Annotated in this window: 19 protein-coding genes and 1 pseudogene; 13 read left to right on the top strand and 7 right to left on the bottom strand. The window is 60.9% G+C overall.

Annotated elements, in window-relative coordinates:
* Positions 1–3 precede the first annotated feature (3 nt).
* From kdpB to LOY43_RS19940, 4 genes are all read left to right on the top strand, one after another.
* Positions 4–2,067, top strand: coding sequence for a potassium-transporting ATPase subunit KdpB (kdpB, locus tag LOY43_RS19955; protein ID WP_258708622.1), 2,064 nt, complete (start codon positions 4–6; stop codon positions 2,065–2,067).
* Positions 2,068–2,522: 455 nt separating this feature from the next.
* Entirely contained in the window at positions 2,523–3,068 is a 546-nt protein-coding gene (kdpC, locus tag LOY43_RS19950) for a potassium-transporting ATPase subunit KdpC (RefSeq protein WP_095048532.1), read from the top strand.
* 130 nt (positions 3,069–3,198) lie between these two features.
* Complete coding sequence (locus tag LOY43_RS19945; RefSeq protein WP_095048531.1) at positions 3,199–5,850, top strand: sensor histidine kinase KdpD; 2,652 nt, start codon at positions 3,199–3,201, stop codon at positions 5,848–5,850.
* Positions 5,851–5,898: 48 nt separating this feature from the next.
* Positions 5,899–6,597 carry a response regulator gene (locus LOY43_RS19940; RefSeq protein WP_095048530.1) on the top strand — a complete coding sequence of 233 codons (699 nt, stop codon included), beginning with the start codon at positions 5,899–5,901 and terminating at the stop codon, positions 6,595–6,597.
* A 141-nt stretch (positions 6,598–6,738) separates the two neighbouring features.
* Here LOY43_RS19940 and LOY43_RS19935 read toward each other — a convergent pair whose 3' ends face one another.
* Complete coding sequence (locus tag LOY43_RS19935) at positions 6,739–7,788, bottom strand: patatin-like phospholipase family protein (RefSeq protein ID WP_258708621.1); 1,050 nt, start codon at positions 7,786–7,788, stop codon at positions 6,739–6,741.
* A gap of 216 nt (positions 7,789–8,004) precedes the next feature.
* Here LOY43_RS19935 and LOY43_RS19930 point away from each other — a divergent pair, with 216 nt between their 5' ends.
* From LOY43_RS19930 to LOY43_RS19920, 3 genes are all read left to right on the top strand, one after another.
* Entirely contained in the window at positions 8,005–8,283 is a 279-nt protein-coding gene (locus LOY43_RS19930) for a hypothetical protein (protein ID WP_007908543.1), read from the top strand.
* Positions 8,284–8,361: 78 nt separating this feature from the next.
* Entirely contained in the window at positions 8,362–9,126 is a 765-nt protein-coding gene (locus LOY43_RS19925) for a CHAD domain-containing protein (RefSeq protein ID WP_220556665.1), read from the top strand.
* Positions 9,127–9,360: 234 nt separating this feature from the next.
* The gene (locus tag LOY43_RS19920; RefSeq protein WP_093435202.1) at positions 9,361–10,155 is read left to right on the top strand and encodes an acyl-CoA thioesterase II; all 795 of its coding nucleotides are present in this window, start codon (positions 9,361–9,363) and stop codon (positions 10,153–10,155) included.
* A 1-nt stretch (position 10,156) separates the two neighbouring features.
* On the opposite strand, the gene LOY43_RS19915 is transcribed toward LOY43_RS19920, so the two are convergent.
* The 3 genes from LOY43_RS19915 to LOY43_RS19905 form a co-directional block, all read right to left on the bottom strand.
* Positions 10,157–10,522, bottom strand: coding sequence for a terminase (locus LOY43_RS19915; RefSeq protein WP_095048527.1), 366 nt, complete (start codon positions 10,520–10,522; stop codon positions 10,157–10,159).
* 213 nt (positions 10,523–10,735) lie between these two features.
* Positions 10,736–12,217, bottom strand: a complete 1,482-nt coding sequence (locus LOY43_RS19910) for a methyl-accepting chemotaxis protein (RefSeq protein WP_095048526.1) — start codon at positions 12,215–12,217, stop codon at positions 10,736–10,738.
* A 175-nt stretch (positions 12,218–12,392) separates the two neighbouring features.
* Positions 12,393–13,199, bottom strand: coding sequence for a TatD family hydrolase (locus LOY43_RS19905; RefSeq protein ID WP_095125143.1), 807 nt, complete (start codon positions 13,197–13,199; stop codon positions 12,393–12,395).
* A 236-nt stretch (positions 13,200–13,435) separates the two neighbouring features.
* On the opposite strand from LOY43_RS19905, the pseudogene LOY43_RS19900 reads away from it, so the two are divergent.
* The 3 genes and pseudogenes from LOY43_RS19900 (at position 13,436) to LOY43_RS19890 (ending at position 15,960) form a co-directional block, all read left to right on the top strand.
* Positions 13,436–14,856: pseudogene (locus tag LOY43_RS19900) on the top strand (transglycosylase SLT domain-containing protein).
* Positions 14,857–14,967: 111 nt separating this feature from the next.
* A complete protein-coding gene (locus LOY43_RS19895) occupies positions 14,968–15,402 on the top strand; it encodes a DoxX family protein (protein WP_007908568.1) in 435 nt (144 codons plus the stop codon).
* A 249-nt stretch (positions 15,403–15,651) separates the two neighbouring features.
* A complete protein-coding gene (locus LOY43_RS19890; RefSeq protein WP_093435191.1) occupies positions 15,652–15,960 on the top strand; it encodes a hypothetical protein in 309 nt (102 codons plus the stop codon).
* Positions 15,961–15,966: 6 nt separating this feature from the next.
* Here LOY43_RS19890 and greB read toward each other — a convergent pair whose 3' ends face one another.
* The 3 genes from greB to LOY43_RS19875 are packed head-to-tail and all read right to left on the bottom strand — an operon-like array spanning position 15,967 to position 19,686.
* Positions 15,967–16,464: a transcription elongation factor GreB gene (gene greB, locus LOY43_RS19885; RefSeq protein WP_003226818.1), complete on the bottom strand. Its 498-nt coding sequence runs from the start codon at positions 16,462–16,464 to the stop codon at positions 15,967–15,969.
* Between the two features lie 34 nt (positions 16,465–16,498).
* Positions 16,499–19,003, bottom strand: a complete 2,505-nt coding sequence (locus tag LOY43_RS19880) for an ABC transporter permease (RefSeq protein ID WP_258708619.1) — start codon at positions 19,001–19,003, stop codon at positions 16,499–16,501.
* Positions 19,003–19,686 (bottom strand): ABC transporter ATP-binding protein, encoded by a 684-nt coding sequence (locus LOY43_RS19875; protein ID WP_220556660.1) that lies wholly within the window; start codon positions 19,684–19,686, stop codon positions 19,003–19,005. The genes LOY43_RS19880 and LOY43_RS19875 overlap by 1 nt, the downstream gene beginning before the upstream one ends.
* A gap of 10 nt (positions 19,687–19,696) precedes the next feature.
* Between LOY43_RS19875 and LOY43_RS19870 the strand changes: the two genes are divergently transcribed.
* The 3 genes from LOY43_RS19870 to LOY43_RS19860 all read left to right on the top strand — a co-directional run bounded on the left by LOY43_RS19870 (position 19,697) and on the right by LOY43_RS19860 (position 21,805).
* Positions 19,697–20,302, top strand: a complete 606-nt coding sequence (locus LOY43_RS19870; protein ID WP_016985507.1) for an arylesterase — start codon at positions 19,697–19,699, stop codon at positions 20,300–20,302.
* A gap of 57 nt (positions 20,303–20,359) precedes the next feature.
* Positions 20,360–20,653 carry a hypothetical protein gene (locus LOY43_RS19865; RefSeq protein WP_007908575.1) on the top strand — a complete coding sequence of 98 codons (294 nt, stop codon included), beginning with the start codon at positions 20,360–20,362 and terminating at the stop codon, positions 20,651–20,653.
* Positions 20,654–20,833: 180 nt separating this feature from the next.
* Complete coding sequence (locus LOY43_RS19860) at positions 20,834–21,805, top strand: L,D-transpeptidase family protein (protein ID WP_093435185.1); 972 nt, start codon at positions 20,834–20,836, stop codon at positions 21,803–21,805.
* Positions 21,806–21,872 lie beyond the last annotated feature (67 nt).

Here is a 21,872-nt window from a genome sequence, read left to right as displayed (position 1 = left end):
ATCATGAATATGCACGTTCCTGCAAAACCTGCAGAGCCGACCAAGTCGGCAGAAGCACCGAAAACCGCGATCTCGGCCCTGTGGCGGCCGGCGCTGGTGCAAGCTTTCGTCAAGCTCGACCCACGGCAACTGAAGCGTTCGCCGGTGATGCTGGTGGTTGAGTTGACGGCGATATTCACCACCGTGCTGTGCTTCATTCCTGACGCGGATGTACCGACCTTCGTGGCCGCGCAAATTGCCCTGTGGTTGTGGTTCACCGTGTTGTTTGCCAACTTCGCTGAAGCTTTGGCCGAAGGTCGCGGCAAGGCCCGTGCCGACAGCCTCAAGGCCGGCAGCGAAGGCCTCAGCGCACGTCGTAAACAGGCTAACGGCAGCTTTCAAGTGGTGCCAGCGGCAAGTCTGCGCAAAGGCGATGTGGTGCGCGTCGAAGCCGGGGAGATGATCCCCGGTGATGGCGAAGTCATTGAAGGTATCGCGGCGGTCAACGAAGCGGCGATCACCGGTGAATCGGCGCCGGTGATTCGCGAATCCGGCGGTGACCGTTCGGCCGTCACCGGCAACACGCGACTGGTCTCCGACTGGCTGCTGGTGCAGATCACCGCCAATCCGGGCGAGTCGACCCTTGATCGCATGATTGCGCTGGTCGAAGGCGCCAAACGCCAGAAAACCCCGAACGAAGTGGCGCTGGATATTCTGCTGATCGGCCTGACCCTGATCTTCCTGCTGGTGGTCGTGACCCTGCAACCGTTCGCCCATTTCGCCAACGGCAGCCTGCCGCTGGTGTTTCTGGTGGCGCTGCTGGTCACGCTGATTCCGACCACCATTGGCGGTCTGCTGTCGGCCATCGGTATCGCCGGGATGGATCGTCTGGTGCGCCTCAATGTGATCGCCAAGTCCGGTCGTGCGGTGGAAGCGGCGGGCGACGTGCATGTGTTGCTGCTCGACAAGACCGGGACCATCACCTTCGGTAACCGTCGTTGCAGTGCGGTGTATGCCGCGCCGGGTGTGAGTGGTCGCGAGCTGGCCGAAGGCGCGCTGTTCGCCTCGTTGGCTGACGAAACCGCTGAAGGTAAATCCATCGTCGAATACCTGCGTGGTCTGCACCCGCAGCCTGAGCCGGCGCTGGAAACCTTGACCGCTGTGCCGTTCAGCGCTGAAACCCGTTTGTCCGGCGTCGACTATCAAGGTCGTGTCTACCGCAAAGGTGCGGTGGATTCGCTGCTGAGTTTCCTCGGCCAACAGCGCTCGGATCTGGCTCCGGCCCTGTCGCGGGAAATCGACAAGATCGCCCAGAGCGGCGGCACGCCGTTGCTGGTCTGCGCCGACGGCAAACTGCTTGGCGCGATCCATCTCAAGGACGTGGTCAAACCCGGCATTCGTGAGCGTTTTGCCGAACTGCGCAAACTGGGCATTCGTACCGTGATGGTCACCGGCGACAACCCGCTGACCGCTGCCGCCATCGCCGCTGAAGCAGGCGTTGATGACGTCCTCGCCGAAGCCACGCCAGAGAAGAAACTCGCGCGAATTCGTCACGAGCAGAACGATGGTCGTCTGGTTGCGATGTGCGGTGACGGTGCCAACGATGCGCCGGCGCTGGCCCAGGCTGACGTGGGTATGGCGATGAACGACGGCACCCAGGCTGCCCGCGAAGCGGCGAACATGGTTGACCTCGACAGCGACCCGACCAAGCTGCTCGACGTGGTGCAGATCGGTAAGGAGTTGCTGGTGACACGCGGTGCGCTGACGACGTTTTCCATCGCCAACGACGTGGCCAAATATTTCGCGATTCTGCCGGCGTTGTTCGCTTCGATCTATCCGCAACTGGGCGTGCTGAACATCATGCAACTGACCAGTCCGCAGAGCGCGATTCTCTCGGCGATCGTCTTCAATGCCTTGATCATCGTCGTGCTGATTCCGCTGGCGCTGCGCGGTGTGCGCGTGCAGGCGGCGAGTGCGGCAGCGTTGCTGCGACGCAATCTGCTGATCTACGGACTGGGCGGGATTCTGGTGCCGTTCGTGGGGATCAAGGCGATCGACATGTTGCTCACGGCGCTGCATCTGGTGTGAGGCCGGAAAAAGCCCCTCACCCTAACCCTCTCCCAGAGGGAGAGGGGACTGACCGAGTGGTTCAACAGAGGTACACCGACCTGAAATACCGAGCCGAACTCAGGTCTTGAACTGCACAAGGATCGGCTCCCTTTCCTCTTGTCACCTTCGTGGGAGAGGGGACTGATTGAGGTGTTTGCGAGAGCTACACCAACCTGAAATACCGAGCCGAACTCAGGTCTTGAAAAGCACAGAAATCGGCTCCCTTTCCCTCGCGCACTTATAGCGAGGGGACTGATTGAGGTGGTTGCATGAACTACACCGACTTGAGATACCGAGCCGAACTCAGGTCTTGAAAAGCATACAAGTCGGCTCCCTTTCCCCCTCGCCCCCTTGGGGGAGAGGGCTGGGGTGAGGGGGAAAAGATCTCCCTGACACCCCGCAAAAGTTTGCCCAACGAATTCGAGGATCTTGAAATGTCCACAATGATACGTCCGGCCCTGAGCCTGCTGGTGCTGATGACCCTGGTCACCGGTGTCGCCTATCCACTGGTGGTGACCGGTGTTGCGCAAGTCGCATTCCCCGCCCAAGCCAATGGCAGCCTGGTGCGAGACGCCGACGGCAAGGTCCGCGGCTCGTCGCTGATCGCGCAGGATTTTGTCGGCGATGCGTGGTTTCATCCACGTCCCTCCGCCGGTGCGTTTGCGACCGTTTCCAGCAGCGCGAGCAACCTGGCCCCGAGCAATCCGGCACTGGCAACCCGCGTGATCGACGACGCCAACAAACTCCAGGTTCCCGGCCAAGGCCCAGTGCCATTGGCCCTGCTGACCACCTCCGGCAGTGGCCTCGATCCGCACTTGCCACCGGCGGCAATTGCCTATCAACTGGCGCGAGTTGCGGCAGCGCGAAACTTGCCGGTATCGACTCTTCAGCAACTGCTCGATGCGCATATCGAACAGCCGCTGGTGGGGCCGCCGGTGGTGAATGTGCTTGAGCTGAATATGGCACTGGAAAAACTCTGAATCAGCGGCGCGGCCATTCGCGAGCAGGCTCGCTCCCACAGGAATATGCGTTCCAAATGTGGGAGCGAGCCTGCTCGCGAATAGGGCCGAAAGAACATCGCATAACTATCAGCAAGAGAGAACATCAAGCATGAGCGACTCCGGCCGCGCCGACGCGCTGTTAGCAGACCTGCCCCGTGACGGCCGTGGCCGGCTCAAGGTTTTCCTCGGCGCCGCTCCCGGTGTCGGCAAGACCTACGCCATGCTCCAGGCCGCCCACACGCAATTGCGCCAAGGCGTGAAAGTCATCGCTGGCGTCGTCGAAACCCATGGCCGCGCCGAAACCGAAGCGCTGCTCGGCGGCTTGCCGCAGCAAGCGTTGGTGCGCTCGGAATACCGTGGCGTGATGCTCGAAGAAATGGACCTCGACGGCATTCTCGCGGCCAAACCGAAACTGGTGCTGGTCGATGAGCTGGCCCACAGCAACGCCCCCGGCAGTCGCCACACGAAACGCTGGCAAGACATTCAGGAACTGCTCGCCGCCGGCATCGACGTGTTCACCACGGTCAACGTCCAGCACCTGGAAAGTCTCAATGATCAGGTGCGCGGCATCACCGGTGTGCAGGTGCGCGAAACCCTGCCGGACTGGGTGCTGCAAGAAGCTTACGAACTGCTGCTGATCGACCTGCCGCCGCGCGAATTGCTCGAGCGCTTGCGTGAAGGCAAGGTCTACGTGCCGGAGCAGGCGCGTGCGGCGATCGATGCGTTTTTCACCCAGACCAACCTCACCGCATTGCGCGAACTGGCTATGCAAACCGCTGCCGCACAGGTCGATAACGATCTCGCCCAAGGCTATCGCCAACTCGGTCAGGCGGCCCCGGCAGTGCGCGGGCGCTTGCTGGTCGGCGTCGATGGTGATGCTCAGGCCGAACGCCTGGTGCGCCATGCAAGTCGCGTTGCCCAGCGCCGGCATTTACCGTGGAGTCTGGTGCATGTCGATAACGGCAGCGTACGCGACGAGCAATCGCGCCTGCGCCTGCAAAGCGCTCAGCAACTGGCCGAGCGCCTGGGCGGTGAAGTGGTGTTGCTGCGCGCCGGTGAGGTGGCGAAAACCCTGATCCAGCACGCTGCCGAACGCCGTGCGAGCTTGGTATTAGTCGGTCAATCCCGGCCACGTCTGCGCCGTCGTTTGTTCGGCGGCGGACTCGCAGCGCGCCTTCTGCGTCAGGCCCACGGACTGGAAATCAACGTCCTCGACAGCGATCAGCAACAGCATCAACCGCGCCCGCGCAACGCGCTGACCCTGGTGTGGTTCGACTATGCCTTGGCGCTGGTCGCCACCGTATTGGCCACCGCCCTGGCGTGGGCAGTGTCGAGCGTGCTGCCGCTGCCGAACATCTCGCTGGTGTTCCTTGCGGCGGTGCTGTTGGTGGCGGTGCGCAGCAGTCTCGGCCCGGCGCTGGCCTGTGCCGCGCTGTCGTTTCTGACCTATGACTTCCTGTTTATCCCGCCGAATTTTTCCTTCAGCATTCAGCGCGAAGAAGACGTCCTGACTCTATTGTTTTTCCTGTTGATGGCGGCGCTCACCGGCAACCTCGCGGCGCGTCAGCGTCGGCAATTGCAGGCCCTGCGCGACACCCAGGAAGAGACCACTGAACTGCTCGACCTGTCGCGCAAACTCACTGCCGCGACGGATCGCCAAGCGGTGGTCAGCGCTGCCGCGCAACACCTCAATGGCTGGAGCGATCTGCAGTTATGTCTGCTCAACCGGGACGGGCAGGGCGGCTGGAAGGTCGAGACCGGCGGGCCGTTGGAGTTTACCGAGTCCGAACGCGCCGCCGCTGACTGGGCCTGGCAACACGATCAACCGGCAGGCATGGGCACTGGCACGCTGCCGTTCGGACGCTGGTGGTGGTGGCCGCTGTCGGTCGAGGACGGGCCGCTGGCGCTGCTCGGTGTCTGCGCCAAAGAAGGCCAGACCTTGAGTGGCCAGCGTCGGCGCTTGCTCACCGCATTGAGTCAGCCGCTCGCCCAAGCGCTGGCGCGCGCGCAGTTGGCTGATGACCTGGAAGCCGCGCGCCTGCACGGTGAAACCGAACAACTGCGCAGTGCCTTGTTGGCCTCCGTATCCCACGATTTGCGCACGCCGCTGACGGCCATGCGCGGCAGCATCGACAGCCTGTTGGCCCTCGGCGAAGCGATCCCGCTGGAAGATCGTCGTGAACTGCTCGAAGGCACCCGCGATGAAGCCGAGCGCCTCGATCGCTACATTCAGAATCTGCTCGACATGACCCGCCTCGGCCACGGCGCGCTGAAGCTGGCGCGGGACTGGGTGTCGCCGGCCGATATCGTCGGCAGTTCGCTCAATCGCCTGCGCGCGGTGCTCGCGCCGTTGCAGGTCAGCACTGATGTGCCGGCCGAGTTACCGCTGTTGTTCGTGCATGCCGCGCTGATCGAGCAGGCGCTGGTCAATGTATTGGAAAACGCCGCACGTTTCTCACCCGCTCACGGTCGCTTGCAACTGAGCGCAGGCGCGGATGACCAAGAGATTTTCTTCTCGGTCAGCGATGAAGGGCCGGGGATTCCGGAGGATGAGCGGGCGAAGATTTTCGACATGTTCTACACCGCTGCCCGAGGGGATCGTGGCGGCCAGGGCACGGGCCTCGGCCTAGCGATCTGTCAGGGCATGGTCGGCGCACACGGCGGGCGCATCAGCGTCGCCGACGGCATCGAGGGACACGGCACCTGCATCACTTTGCACTTGCCGTTGCAGACGCAACCGGGGATGGACGATGAAGGCTGAAGCTGACTGCGCTACTCTCTTGCCAATCATTTGTGTTGATGTGAATTCATGAGCCAGACCACGACCATTTTGGTCATCGACGACGAACCGCAGATTCGCAAATTCCTGCGTATCAGCCTTACCTCACAGGGCTATAAAGTGCTTGAGGCCGGCAACGGTGCCGAGGGTTTGGCGCAAGCGGCGCTGAACAAACCGGACCTGCTGGTGCTCGATTTAGGCCTGCCGGACATGGATGGCCAGCAAGTGCTGCGCGAGTTTCGCGAGTGGGCGACGGCGCCGGTGCTGGTGCTGTCGGTGCGCGCCAGCGAAGGGCAGAAAGTCCAGGCGCTGGATGGCGGCGCCAATGACTACGTGACCAAGCCGTTTGGCATTCAGGAGTTTCTCGCCCGAGTCCGCGCCTTGTTGCGCCAGGCTCCGGCAGGGGAGGCGCAGCAGGCGGCGCTGAGCTTCGGCCCGCTGACCGTGGATCTAGCTTATCGGCGGGTGTTGCTCGACGGTGTCGAAGTGGCGCTGACCCGCAAGGAATACGCGGTGCTGGCGCAACTGGCACGGCATCCGGGGCGGGTGATTACCCAGCAGCAATTGCTCAAGGATATCTGGGGGCCGACCCACACCGAGGACAGCCATTATCTGCGGATTGTGGTGGGGCATTTGCGCCAGAAGCTGGCGGATGATCCGACGCGGCCGCGGTTTATCGTGACCGAGGCGGGGGTTGGCTATCGGCTGTTGAGTGACAACACTCTTTAGCCATTTGTTGTCCCGGCAGACGCCATCGCTGGCAAGCCAGCTCCCACAGGTTTTTCAGCTGTGATTGAAATCTGTGTATCACCTCGATCACTGTGGGAGCTGGCTTGCCAGCGATGAGGCCCTTAAAGACTGCGGAAAACTTCAGGGCTCTCTGCTCTGCTCACTGTCATACCGATCCAGCGTATCCCGGGCAATCTCGCGTCCCAACGCGATCAGCTCCGGCGCCTTGTAAAACTCGAAAAACCGGCACACCCGCTTCGGCACATTGATCAGGATATCCGGCGGATATCCGGCGATCTTGTACTGCGCCAGCGAGGTCTGCATCACCTCGAAACTCTGGTTGATCAAGTCCAGCAACGAGGCCGGTCCGACGTTATCGATGATGAATGAACCGGTCGCCGATTTCGGTGCGCCTTCACGCTCGGGCGCGGCTGCCGGTTGCTGGCTCTCCGGCTCGGCGCCGTCCAGCCAGGGATTGATGTCCGCCGCTTCGGCGCGCAGCGCTTCCTGTTCGAGCCGCAACAATTGCTCGGCCTGTGTACGGCGGAATGGCATCTTCGATCCCAGCGAACTGATCAGGCTATCGAAGCGTGAGCGAAAAGCGGCAGGGCGCTGGATCACCGGCAGTTTGTAGTGACGCTGATTGGTCGAATTGAGATTGACCGCAATGATCAGATCGCAGTGGCTCGACACCACCGGCACGATCGGCAACGGGTTGAGAATGCCACCGTCGACCAGCATGCGATTGCCTTGCATCACCGGGGTGAACAGGCTGGGAATCGCCGCCGAGGCGCGCATCGCCTGATGCAGGCAGCCTTCCTGAAACCAGATTTCTTGCTGGTTGGTGAGGTCGGCGGCGACGGCGGTGTAGGGGATGCGCAAATCTTCGATGTTGACCTCGCCGACGATCTTGCGGATCTGGCCGAAGACTTTTTCGCCGCGAATCGCACCGAGGCGAAAACTCACGTCGACCAGGCGCAGCACATCCAGATAATCGAGACTTTCGATCCAGTTCTTGTAAACGTCGAGTTTGCCGGCGGCGTAGATCCCGCCGACCACGGCACCCATCGAACAGCCGGCAATGCAGGCGATTTCGTAACCGCGTTTCTCGATCTCTTCAATGACCCCGATATGGGCATAGCCCCGGGCGCCACCGGAGCCCAGTACCAGCGCGACACGTTTTTTTTTCATCCAGCGTCCTCCCGACAAGGTTCCACAATGCACCCATCGCCGGGCAGGCTCAATCGCCGAGGTCGTTGAGTGCGCCGGTGACGTCGTTTTTTCGCTACTGCATGGCCCTTCAGCGCTATCCTTCTCAGTTGCGCGGTTTCACCCGCCGGCAAGGCACTTTTTCGCAGCCTTACCGTCTTACCTGCACGACTGTTGACCTATTTTGAGGTGTGAGTGATGAAAGCCTGGATCTGTGTGCCGTTGATGGCTCTGGCATTGGCCGGTTGCGCCGGTAAAACCGCTTACCGCGACAGCTGCGGCAGCCAGCTCGACGCGGCCTGGCATGAGCTGGATCTGGCCAAGGCTGAAGGCTTTGCCGGCACTGTCAGCTACTCCAAAGCGTTGTCGCTGCTGACCGCTGCCAAGACTCAGCAGCAATTCGAAGGGTTCGAAGGCTGCAGCAAGAAAGCCGAGAAGGCGCGTTTCTACATTCGCGAATCCCGCGCCGGCCGCTAAGCTGCTGACGTGAAGCAAGGAGGCTGCGTTCGCTGGGCAGCAGAATGATCTTCAAGCCATTTGAATCAGGAGCAAGTGATGTCTGCGTTGGTTGACCGGTTGGTGGCTCATGTCCTGAGTCTGGAAGTGCGCCTGCTAGCCTGTCAGGCACGGCTCACTGCACGGACCGACCCCGAGGCGCTGCATGATCTGCGCACCACAGTGCGGCGCTTGCGCAGTCTGTTGCGGCCACTGCGCGGTTTGCCCGGGGTCGAGCAACTGGAAGATGCCGCCTCGGCGGTCGGCCAATTGACCACGCCGTGGCGCGATCGCGAAGTGCTCGCGGCGTATCTGCTCCTGCATGATCAGCCTGAGGCCGCGCAACGGCGCATGGCGCAAATGGCCGAGGCCTATCCGGCGCTGGCGGCGAGCGCCGAGGTGGCTTCGCTGTTGATGATTCTCGACGCTTTCCCGCGATTTCTGCGCGCGTCTCAGCGTCAGGGCTTGCTCAAGGGCTTGGACAAACGCATCGAAAAACGCTTGGGCAAGCAATGGCAGAAACTCGACGAGGCGCTGCACGATCCCGCTCACGACCGTCATCGCCTGCGCCTGTTGATCAAGCGCGTGCGCTACGGCATCGACGCCTATCCCGAACTGGATCGCTTGCCCGAGGCGGCGCTGGCTCGCCTCAAGTCTGCCCAAGGCGCGCTGGGCGACTGGCACGATTGCTGGCAGTGGCTGGCGAAGGCTGAGCTTGAGGCGGATCTGCAGCCCTGTGTCGCCACTTGGCAGGCGACCATGATCAAAGCCGAAAGCAAGGCTGATCGCGTGCTGGAAAAACTCAGTTCAGCCTGCTTCAAATAACTTTAGCCCCGCGATATCCCCTGTAGGAGCTGCCGAAGGCTGCGATCTTTTGATTTTGATTTTTAACAACAAGATCAAAAGATCGCAGCCTTCGGCAGCTCCTACAGGGTTTTGTGTCTGTATTTGAAATACGCTAAGGCCTTTCTGTCAGCCCATTTGACCGGAATAGACGCTGCGGCGCTCTGCAGGTCTGGTTAAGATCCCTGCATTCCTTTCTTGTTTTCTGAGGTTGCCATGCGCTTTAGCGATCTGCTTGAGGCGGTCCGCCGCCAACCGGAACTGACGATCCCTGCCGAATGGGGCCAGGGCCGTGCCAGTTTCGGTGGTCTGGTGGCTGCGCTGCAATACGAAGCCATGCGCGCGAAAGTCCCGGCAGATCGCCCGGTGCGTTCGCTGGCGATCACCTTTGTCGGCCCGGTCGAGCCTGAAGTCCCGGTGAGTTTCGAAGTCGATGTACTGCGCGAAGGCAAGGCCGTCAGCCAGGTCATGGGCCGGGCGATGCAGAATGGTCAGGTGGTAACGATCGTTCAAGGCAGCTTCGGTGCTTCGCGGCCGTCGGAGGTGGCAGTCGAAGCCTATCCGGCGCCATCAATGAAGCACTGGGACGAATGCCAGGAGTTGCCTTACATCAAAGGCGTGACCCCAGAATTCATGCGTCATTTGGCGATGCGCTGGAGCGTCGGCGGCATGCCGTTCACCGGCACGCAATCGCGGCTGATGGGCGGCTGGGTGCGGTTACGCGGAGATGTCAAAGAAGAACCGGTCAACGAGGCGCATCTGCTGGCCCTGGTGGACGCGTGGCCGCCCGCGCTGTTGCCATATCTGAAGAGGCCGGCACCGGGTAGCACGCTGACCTGGACCATCGAATTCGTGCAGCCGCTACACGATTTGAGCACGCTGGACTGGTGTCAGTATCTCGCCGATATCGAATACGCCGCCGACGGCTACGGCCATGTCGCCGCCAAGTTGTGGAGCGCGGAAGGAGAGTTGATTGCGATGAGTCGCCAAACCGTTACGATTTTCGCCTGACTCAATGCCGACGGTGGCGTTCACGCCAGGCGCGCCACCAGCCGCCACTGAGAAAGAAGCGCGGGAAGGTCAGGAACTGCTCGACCAGTAAACGCGACATCGCATCTTTACGATCACTGAACGGCTCGGAGGCTTGCGCCTCCAGGCTGTGGCCGTGGCGCTGCAAACCCAGCGCCGCGATGATGCCGATCACGCCGATGGCCACACTGGCCAGACTCAGGCTGAATACCCCGGAGACGATCAGCAGAAACGCGACGATAAACAACGGCACGGCAATCAGGTGCAGCACCAGATTGGTCGGATGCTGATGATTGCCCGGGTACGCGCGCCATTGCCACGCGGGAAGGTTGGGATGACGTTTGCCCATGTTTTCTACTCCTCGATCCTTGTTGAACACATGGTTGAAGAATAGGCCTGGGCACGGAGGGCGGCGAATCAAGGTTGGCTATTGAAGTGATAGGCGTCATCGCAAGATTCGATGTTGCCGGGGCTGACGCTTTCGCGAGCAGGCTCGCTCCCACATTGGATCGGTGCGCACACAAATCCCCTTGTGGGAGCGAGCCTGCTCGCGAAGGGGGCATCAGAGTTTCAGTTGACCGATCGCCTTGCTCAATTCCCCGGCCAACGTCGCCAGTTCATTACTCGTGGTCGCCGAATCCACAGTCTGCTGCACCGTGTTCTCGGTCACATCGCGAATGCTCACCACCGCTCGGTTCATCTCCTCGGCGACCTGACTTTGCTGCTCCGCTGCCACGGCAATCTGCGTATTGCTTTCACGCATCTGCGCCACCGCGCCGGTGATTTCCGCCAGCGCCGCACCAGCCTCCTGCGCCTGCTGCACACAATCGTCGGCCTTGTACGAACTTTCCTGCATGAAATCCACCGCATCGCGAGTGCCGGCCTGCAAGGCCGAGACCATCGTGGTGATCTCGTCGGTCGAGGTCTGCACACGTTTGGCCAGGTTGCGCACCTCATCGGCCACCACCGCAAAGCCGCGGCCCATCTCACCGGCGCGGGCCGCCTCGATGGCGGCGTTCAGTGCCAACAGGTTGGTTTGCTCGGCAATGCTGTGAATCACGCTGACCACGCCGTTGATCTTCTGACTGTCCTCGGCCAGCCGTTGAATCATCTCGGCCGTCTGCTGCACTCCGCTGGAGAGTCCGGCAATCGACTGCTGCACCCGCGCGACCACTTGCTGACCGCTGCCGGCGAGGCCATCGGCGGTCTGCGACAGGTCGCGGGTGGCGCCGGCGTGCTGGGCGATGTGGTAAACGGTGGCGGTCATTTCGTTGATCGCGGTGGCGGCCTGATCGGTTTCGCTCTGCTGGCCGAGCATGCCGTGGCGCACTTCGTTCATGCTCGACGCTAGCCGTGCCGCGCCGACATCCAGTTGCCGCGCGGTGTTGGCGACGGTCGTCACAACGCGCTGGTAACCGGCCTGCATCGCGTTAAACGCATTGGCCATCTGCCCGACTTCGTCTTTGCCGGCCAGCGGCACACGGGCCGAGAGATCGCCGCTTTTCTCGACGTGGAGCATCACGTCTTTCAAGGTGTTGAGCTGGCTGAGCAGGAAGCGGATTAACAGTTGCGAGGCGCACAGCATGGCGAACATCAGGATGAACACCGCCACCGCATAGTTGGCGAAACGTTCGCTGAACACTTGGCTCAGGCTCGGACCATAGGCAATCACCGCAACCTGCTGGCCATCGGCGCGGCTGAACACTTCGGCGCCCATCAACGGATTTTCGCCGAACAGCGGCAGGTGATTGATCTCGTTCCAGCCGTTGCTTTCCGTGATTTCCAGCAAGGGTTGATCGTTCAGGCGCGGTGCTTCGCCGCGTTTGAAGGTCAACACCTGATCGGCTTTGGGCAATGGCTGACCGACCGGCCAGGCTTTAAGCAGTTGTGCTTGGGCTTGCGCCGAGGCCTGTGATGCGTGACTGCGCGCCTGTTGTTCGAGTTGCACGGCGTACAGCACCAGCAGCAGGGTGGTGACGAAGGCGACCGCATTGACCGCCCAGAATTTGTATTTCAGCGAGATATTGCTAAGCCAGGCACCCATGGAGGTCTTCTCTGATAGCGGAAACAGTTTTGGCAAGGTGCCATTATTGTGCCGCTATGCAGAAGGCTCGATTTGATGTGGGTCAAGAGATCAAAAGATCGCAGCCTTCGGCAGCTCCTACATTGGGATGGCGTATGCCCTGTAGGAGCTGCCGAAGGCTGCGATCTTTTGTGGCTTACGCCAATGCGGGAAGGTTGTAGAACGCGCGGGCGCACGCGGTGGTGTGCGCCGCCAGATCTTCCTCGGTTTCGCCACGATGCAACGCTACTTCACGCAGCACTTCAGTCAGATACGCCGGCTCATTGCGGCCGTTTTTCGGTTTTGGTCGCAAGGAGCGCGGCAGCAAGTAAGGCGCGTCACTTTCCAGCATCAAGCGCCCGCGTTTGATCTCTTTCACCAGCGGATGCAAATGCGTGCCACGGCGCTCGTCGCAGATCCAGCCGGTGATGCCGATATGCAGATCCAGGTCGAGATAGCTGAACAAGGCTTTTTGCTCGCCGGTGAAGCAATGCACTACAGCGGCGGGTAATTGATCGCGGAAGTCTCTGAGGATTTCCAGCAGGCGCTGGCTGGCATCACGCTCGTGCAGGAACACTGGCATTTGCAGTTCAACGGCTAGCGCCAAGTGTTCCTCAAGGACTTTTTCCTGCTGTGGGCGCGGGGAGAAATCCCGGTTGAAATCCAGCCCGCATTCGCCTACCGCGACGACATTGGATTCTTTCAGCAAATTGCGCAGGCGGCGCGCGCTGTCTGCGTTCCAGTCGCTGGCCGAATGCGGATGAATACCGGCGGTGGCGAACAGGCGCTGGCCGCTTTCATCGAGTTGCTGGCACAGCTCCAGGGCTTGCTCGCTGCCCTCGACGCTGGTGCCGGTCAGCACCAGTTGGCATACGCCCGCGGCATAGGCGCGCTCGAGTACGGCCTGATGTTTGTCGGCGAAACTGGGGTTGGTCAGGTTGACGCCGATATCGATGAGTTGCATGGTTGCTACCTCGGGCCGAAGGCCGGAAAGCATACCAGAGCTGTAGATTCATAAGAAAAGCCAAGAACTACAACGAGTTATAGCTGTCTGTTGATGCCGCGACGCAGACCGGTTTGGTAGAAGTGCCATTACTGTGCCAGTCTCTCGCACGTTGCCAGCGCTCATGGCGCTCTGTTTTCGTCGGTGATTTCGACCTTTTAAAGATGAAATCGCCCCGTATTCTTTCCGGAGAGTGGATGGTTCGTCCCTCGGTTTTGCTCCTGTTGTGTGGATCGTTGCTGCTGCCGATGACGGCGGTCGCGCGCCTGCCCGGGCCACTGCAAGCCGTGCCGGCGGCCAAGGTGCGTGACTTGTCCGAGATTCGCAGCAGCCGCGTGTTGCGCGTACTGGTCAATCAGAGCCGCAACAGCTCCGGCGAAGTCCAGGGCCAGGCCATCGGCGTCGAATACCATCGCCTGCGCGCCTTCGAGCAATACCTCAATGGCCACGCCCGCGATGGTCAGGAAGTCACCCTCAAGATCATTCCCAAAGCCAAGGATCAACTGCTCGGCGCCTTGCAACGTGGCGAAGGTGATCTGGTCGCGCCGGGTGAATTGCTCGATCTGCAACCGGGCTATGCCGTAGCCAGCAGCGAACCGATTGCCAGCAATGTGCCGCTGGTGTTGGTCGGGATCAAGGGCGAGCGGCGCTACACCAAGGTCGAGCAGCTTTCCGGCAAAACCCTGGCGTTGCCCACCGGCAGTGCGGCGGGGGAGGCGGTCAGTCAGCTCAATCAGAAACTGGCGTTGCACAAACTGGCGCCGATCAAGATCGAATGGGTTGATCCGACCCTGGCGGTCGAAGACGTGCTGGAGATGGTTCAGGGTGGCATTTTCCACCTGACCATCGTCGAGCAACCTATCGCCGAGCGCTGGGGCAAGATCTTGCCGAAGCTGCGTTTTGACCGGCAACTGATAATCAGCGAGCCGGGCGAGGAGTACTGGTTCGTACGCCGCGATGCCTCGATGTTGCGCGCGAGCATCGATCGCTTTCTCGGCGGTTACAAGAAGCCATCCAATGAAGATGCGGCGTTTTTGCGCATCTATCGTCGTCTCTATCAAGTCCACTATCCCTTGGCCAAGGCTGATCGCCAGCGCCTGGAAAAACTGCGCCCGACCCTGCAAAAGCATGCCGACGCGCAGAACATGGACTGGCTGAATCTGGCCGCACTGGCGTTTAAGGAGTCACGCCTGCAACCCAATGCCCGCAGCGGCAGTGGTCCGACCGGGCTGATGCAGATCACGCCTTCTGCCGCTCAGCGAGTCGGCGTGAACAACATTCAGAATCTCGATGCGAATGTGCAGGCCGGGGCCAAGTACCTGGCGATGATCCGCCGCAAGTTTTTCAACAGTCCCAAGCTTAATGAGCGTGAACGCATGGCTTTCACGTTGGCGGCCTACAACATCGGCCCCGAGCGCGTGCAGGGCATGCGCGCAGAGGCCCGGCGGCGCGGGTTGAATCCCAACCAGTGGTTCTTCCAGGTCGAGCGCATTGCCATGGAGCAGGTAGGAATGGGGCCGGTCAGCTATGTTAATAGCGTGAACAAGTATTACTTGGCGTTCGACCGGGAGCGGGAGTCGTTGGAGCCCGGGCACAAAAAGTCGTCTCACGTAAATGATCTAATAAACTGATTGTTATGGCGAAATATTTGCGCTTTTAACATGAAATTTATTGATTAATATAGCGGCCAACCAACACACACAACTTCTCGCAAAAACAAGGAATGCCCATGAGCTCTCTGATCAACAAAGTACTGTTCACTCGCGCTGGCTACGGTCTGACCATCCTGCGCATCGCTGTCGGCGTGATCTTCGCGGCTCACGGTTCGCAAAAACTTTTCGGTCTGTTCGGTGGTTATGGTCTGGCAGGCACGGCGCAGTACATGGACAGCATCGGTCTGCACCCGGGCTACCTGATGGCCACATTGGCGGGCGGTACTGAGTTCTTCGCTGGCCTGGCGTTGATCATTGGCCTGCTGGTGCGTCCGGCAGCATTGGGCCTGACCTTCCTGTCGCTGGTGGCGATCTTCACCGTACATATCAGCAACGGTCTGTTTATGGCCAACAACGGTTACGAGTTCGCCCTGGCTCTGCTCGGTGGCAGCCTCGCCGTCCTGATCGAAGGCGCCGGCAAGCTCTCGGTGGATCGCGCCATCGCCGGTTAAGCGCTCTGGCTCAAGGAACAGGCCCGCATTGTGCGGGCCTTTTTTTGTTGTGGCTGATTCTTGACACTGATCGGTCACGTTCTCTAGGATGTTGCCCATGCGCCGATTTAAACAGCTACTTGCGGGGCGCCAGGTGACTTAAACAGTTGCCGTCAGAAGCCGGAACAGGGCTTCGAAATACCGCTAAAGCGCTGGTTCGGTGTTGCCTCTCACCTGCCATGCAGACTTTTGAGGCAGAGACACGACACGATGAATGCACTACGCCCTCCAGCACGTCCCGCACCGATCACGGCGCATATCACCCAGCGCAACCCGAAAATCCTTCTTGGCGGCAAACATCAGCCAACGCTGCTGCGTTATCTCGATGGCTGGCCACGGCGCAGTGGCGGTCCTGCCGCGTTCCTGATCCAGTTCGTTGAAGACGGCGAGTCGCTGTCACGTTTTGCCAGTGACAGTTTTGATCTCGCGGTGATTCAGACACCGAGCGCTGAAGATGCGCCGGAGATGATCAAGCAACTGGTCCGCGTTGCGCGGCAGGGCCTGATCACCCGCCGCTGATTCGCTTTACGGATAGTCGATGGCGACGATGTAAACGAACTGCTCGCCGGTCGGCGTCTGCACCCGGACTTCTGCATCCAGCGCCTTGCCGATCAAGGCGCGGGCCAGTGGCGAGTCGATGCTGATCAGGCCCAGTTTCAGATCCAGTTCATCGGGGCCGACGATGCGGTAGCGCGATTGCTTGCCGTCTTCGTCTTCGATGGTCACCCAGGCGCCGAAGTAGACTTTGTTCGGATCGCTGGGTTTTTCACTGACGACTTTCAACGCTTCCAGACGTTTGGTCAGAAAGCGCACGCGACTGTCGATCTCGCGCAGCATCTTCTTGCCATAGGTGTACTCGGCGTTCTCCGAGCGATCGCCTTGAGCCGCGGCCTCGCTGACCGATTGCGTCACTTGCGGGCGGCGCACATGCCACAACTCATGGAATTCGGCGCGCATCCGCGCTTCACCTTCAGGGGTGATCAGCGCGGTGCCGGCGGTGCGGGGAGGGCGATAACGGCTCATGGCAACTTCTTGTGATTAAGACCGCTTGAGTCTATCAACCCTCACGTAACACTGTCAGTGGACTTGCATTGAGTGCCCGGCGCGTACCGAACACGCCGGCGCCACCAATCAACGCCGCGCCAATCAATGGCAGCACCAGCAACCACGGATGCGGGTGCCACGGCAGATCGAACGCGTAGCGATACAACACCAGACTCACCACTTCCGAGCCGATCGCGGCGAGTAATCCGCTGACTGCACCAAGCAGGCCGAATTCGATGCGCCGCGCCTTGATCAGCAACTGCCGTTCCGCGCCCAATGCCCGCAACAGCGCACCTTGGCGGATACGTTCATCCAGCGTTGCCTGCAAACCGGAAAACAGCACGGCCATACCCGCTGCCAACACAAACAACAGCACATATTCGACCGCCAAAGTGACTTGGGCGAGGATGCTGCGCAGCTGTTCGAGTAGTGCCTCGACCTGAAGAATGGTCACCGCCGGGAATGCGCGCGACAGTTCGACAATCTGCTGGTCATGACCGGGGGCCAGATAGAAGCTGGTCAGATAAGTCGCCGGCAGATCCTTCAACGTACCAGGCTGGAAGATCATGAAGAAGTTCGGCTGGAAATTGTCCCAGTTGATCTCGCGCAGGCTGGTGACCTTCGCTTCACGATTGACGCCGCCGACGCTGAACACCATGTGATCGCCGAGTTTGAGCTTGAGGCTTTCGGCGACTTTGCCTTCCACCGATACGCCGGGAACACCGTCGGTTGGCTGATCTTTCCACCACTCACCGGCAGTGAGCTTGTTGCCCGCCGGCAAATCCGCCGCCCAGGTCAGGCTCAAGTCGCGCTGCACAGCGCGATCGCCCGCCGAATCCTTGCTGACGATTTGCTGCACAGCTTCGCCGTTGATGCTGATCAATCGGCCGGGTACGACCGGATAAAGAGGTGCGGCTTGCGCGGACACTTTGATCAGATGATCGGTGAACGCCTGTTTGTCTGCTGGCAGGATGTTCAGAGCAAAGTAGTTCGGCGCATTTTTCGGCAACTGGTTTTGCCAGGTGTCGAGCAATTCGCCGCGCAGCAGGGCAATCAAAGCCATCGACAGCAGAATCAGACCGAATGCCAGCGACTGACCAGCCGCTGCCAAGGGATGGCGCAGCAACTGGCCCAGACCCAACCGCCACGGCAGCGAAGCACGGGCGAGCATCCGCCGCAGGCTTTGCAGCAGCAACAACAGCAGACCGCCCAACACCAACGCGGCAACCACGCCACCACCGAGCAAAGCGAACGTCAGCAGCAGATCGAGGCTCAGGCGCCACATGATCAGGCCCAGTGCGCCCAATGCTGCGCCGTAAACCATCCAGGTACTCGACGGAATCGGCAGCATGTCGCGGCGCAGTACACGTAACGGCGGCACGCGGCCCAGCGCAGCGAGCGGCGGCAAGGCAAAACCGGCCAGCGCCACCAACCCGGTGCCGATCCCGGCGATGGCTGGAAACAGACCGCCCGGCGGGACGTCGGTTGGCAGCAAGTCATGGAGCAGGGCGAACAAGCCCAACTGCGCGAGCCAGCCGAGCAATGCGCCACTGAGTGCGGCGAGCAGGCCAAGCACGGTCAACTGCAAACTGAACAGCACCATGGTTTCCCGGCGCGAAAGACCGAGGCAGCGCAGCAAGGCGCTGGCATCGAAGCGGCGACTGGCAAAACGGTTAGCCGACAACGCCACGGCGACACCGGCCAACAGCACGGCGACCAGACTGGCCATGTTCAAATAGCGCTCGGCCTTACCGAGTGCACCGCCAATCTGCCGGTTGCCATCGCGGGCGTCCTGAATCCGCTGGTTCGCGGCGAGCCCGGGTTTGATCAGTTGCCGATAGGTTTCCAGCGCCTGCGGTTCACCCCGCCACAGTTCGCGGTAACTCACGCGGCTGCCGGGCTGTACCACGCCGGTGGCCGCGAGGTCGTCGAGGTTGATCATGACCCGCGGCGTAAGGCTATAGAAGTTGCCGGCGCGATCCGGTTCGTAGGTCAGCACGCGGGTCATTTTCAATGTCTTCATGCCGACATCGATGCTGTCGCCGATTTTCAGATCCAGCGCGGTCAGCAGGCGTGCCTCGACCCAGGCTTCGCCGGGTTGCGGTTCACCGCCGGTTTCTTCAGTGGCGAAAGGCGCTGGCGCGCTCTTCAGTTCGCCGCGCAACGGATAGGCGCGGTCGACGGCTTTGATGCTCGACAGCTGAATGCCGTTGTCAGTGGCGATGACGCTGGAGAATTCCACCACTTGCGCATGCTTCAGGCGCAGTTCGGTGCCGCTGCGAATCTGTTCTTCACGGGCTGGAGAGCTGCCTTCCAGCACCAGATCGGCACCGAGAAATTCGGTCGCGCGCAGCATCATGGCGCCGTTGAGGCGGGCGCCGAAATAACCGATGGCGGTACTTGCCGCCACCGCCACCACCAGCGCGAAGAACAACACGCGCAATTCCCCGGCGCGGGCATCGCGCATGAGTTGGCGTATGGCGAGACTGAACAGACGCAACAGCGGCAAACGTGCCATCAAGGCTCCAGAGGGGCGACCAACAGCCCGGCTTCAAGACGGATCAGGCGCCGGCAGCGATGGGCCAGGCGTTCGTCGTGTGTCACCAGCACCAGGGTGGTGCCGCGTTCCTTGTTCAATTCGAAGAGCAAATCGCTGATGCGCTCACCGGTGTGGCTATCGAGGTTGCCGGTCGGTTCGTCGGCAAACAGCACGTCAGGTTCGGCTGCGAAGGCGCGGGCAATGGCCACACGTTGCTGCTCGCCACCGGAGAGCTGGCGCGGCGAGTGCGTCAGGCGCTGGCCGAGGCCGACGCGCTGGAGCAATTCGGTGGCGCGGTCACGCGCATCTTTGCGGCCGTCGAGTTCCAGCGGCAGCATGACGTTTTCCAGTGCGTTGAGGCTGTCGAGCAACTGAAAGGACTGGAAGACGAAGCCGACATGCTCGGCACGAATGCGTGCACGCTGGTCTTCATCAAGATTGCTCAGGCCCTGGCCGGCGAGGATGACTTCGCCGCTGCTCGGCAAGTCGAGGCCGGCGAGCAGGCCGAGGAGGGTGGATTTGCCCGAACCGGACGCGCCGACGATGGCGAGGCTGTCGCCCTTGTTCAGTTCCAGGCTGAGTTCGTGCAGGATAGTCAGTTCACCTTCCGCGCTGGGAACCACTTTGCTGAGGTTCTTCGCGGTGAGAATGCTTGCGCCCATGGAGAATCCGATGCGTGTGTGGTTTTTGAGTGCTGGCCTGGCCTTGATGTGCATGGCCCAGAACGCAGCGGCGGGTACTGTCCTGATCGTTGGCGATAGTATCAGCGCCGGTTTCGGACTGGATACCCGCTTGGGGTGGGTGTCGTTGCTCGAACAACGGCTCAAACAGGAGGGTTTCGACGACAAAGTGGTCAATGCCTCCATCAGCGGCGACACCAGCGCCGGAGGCCAGGCACGGCTGCCGGCGCTGCTTGCAGAGCATAAGCCTGAGCTGGTGATCCTCGAACTCGGCGGCAACGATGGCTTGCGTGGAATGCCGCCAACTCAATTGCAACAAAATCTTGCCTCGATGATCGACAGCTCTCGTCAGAGCGGGGCCAAGGTGCTGCTGTTGGGCATGCAACTGCCGCCCAATTACGGCAAGCGTTACACCGATGCCTTCGCCGAGGTCTACGGCAAACTCGCCGACGATAAAAAGATCCCCCTGGTGCCGTTTTTCCTCGACGGTGTGGGCGGTCATCCGGACCTGATGCAGGCCGATGGTCTGCACCCGGCAGCCGGGGCTCAGGGCAAGTTGCTGGAAAATGTCTGGCCGACGCTAAAACCGCTGTTATGAGGCTTTTCTAAGGACAGGCTTTCGGCTAATGTGGCGCCCCCTTATCTGGAGCCCCCGATGTCGCGTTCTGCCTGGTCCCTGTTTGCCTACCAACTGATCGAGCCTGACGAACAGCTGGATCTGTTCGCCTGCCAGGAAGTGCGGGTGCATCTGGTGACCCGTCAACTCGAACTCGGTGGCTCAGCTGATCGCACCCTGTGCGGCAGCTTGCTGCCGGCGCAACCGCGCTGGTCGAGCGTTGATCGCCGGGTGTTTCAGGATCAGCGCCTGTGTTCGCTGTGCCGGGCGATTCTGGAATCGCAGAAGCGCGGCACCTCGCCGATCTGGCCAGAGCTGCGTTTCGAGCTTTAAGAGCAAAAGATCGCAGCCTGCGGCAGCTCCTACATGGGTTCGCGTAATCCTGTAGGAGCTGCCGAAGGCTGCGATCTTTTCGCATTCAGCACGGTCCATCGGCGTGGCTCCCCGAATATTCAAAGTGCGGTGTACAATCGCGCTCTTATACCCTTGTTGATCATGCGAAGGATTTTCCGGATGTTGCCGCGCTTTCCTGCCGTCACCCGCTGCCTGTCACTTGCCGCCCTGTGTGTGGCCGGTCCCGTTGCTGCATTGGAGTTTCCCCTGCCACCACCCGGTGAAGACATCATCGGTCAGGTGCAGGTGATCAAAGCCAAGTACGAAGACACCTTCGCCGATCTGGGCACGAAGTACGATCTGGGCTACTCGGAGATGGTCGCGGCCAACCCGGGCGTCGATGCCTGGTTGCCGGGTGCCGGCACTGAAATCGTCTTGCCGACCCGCTTCATTCTGCCGCCGGGCCCGCGCGAAGGCATCGTTATCAACCTTGCCGAATACCGCCTCTACTACTTCCCGAAAGGCCGCAACGTGGTGTACACGTTCCCGCTGGGTATCGGTCGTGAGGGTTGGGGCTCGCCAATCGCGCACACCTCGATCATCGCCAAAACGCCAAACCCGACCTGGACGCCTCCAGCATCGATCAAGGCTGAACACGCCGCAGACGGTGATCCGCTGCCAAACGTAGTGCCGGCCGGCCCAGACAATCCGTTAGGCCCGTTCAAGTTCACCCTGGGTACGCCGGGTTACCTGATCCACGGTTCGAACAAGAAATTCGGTATCGGCATGCGTACCAGCCACGGCTGCTTCCGCATGTTCAACAATAACGTGCTGGAAATGGCCGGCATGGTGCCGGTAGGCACGTCGGTGCGTATCCTCAACGATGCCTACAAGTTCGGCAGCAGTGGCGGCAAGGTTTATCTGGAAGCGCACACGCCGATCGACGACAAGGGCAACCCGTCTGTGGTCGACAAGCACACCGCAGTGATCAACGCGATGCTCAAGCGTGAAGACGTCACCAGCAACCTGCGCGTGAACTGGGATGTGGTGCGTGATGTGGTCGCGGCCGAAGATGGCCTGCCAACGGAAATCGGCACGCCGAGTGCCTCGGCCCCGATGGTTTCGAGTACACCGATCGACTTGCAGCAGTAAGTCGAGGTTAAAGGCCCGCCGATGCGTACAGCGCCGGCGGGTTTTTTAATGCCCGGGCAAAAGCATC

The organism is Pseudomonas sp. B21-041, from assembly GCF_024748675.1.
GTDB lineage: Bacteria > Pseudomonadota > Gammaproteobacteria > Pseudomonadales > Pseudomonadaceae > Aquipseudomonas > Aquipseudomonas neuropathica.
This window is presented reverse-complemented; position numbering and strand designations above follow the sequence as displayed.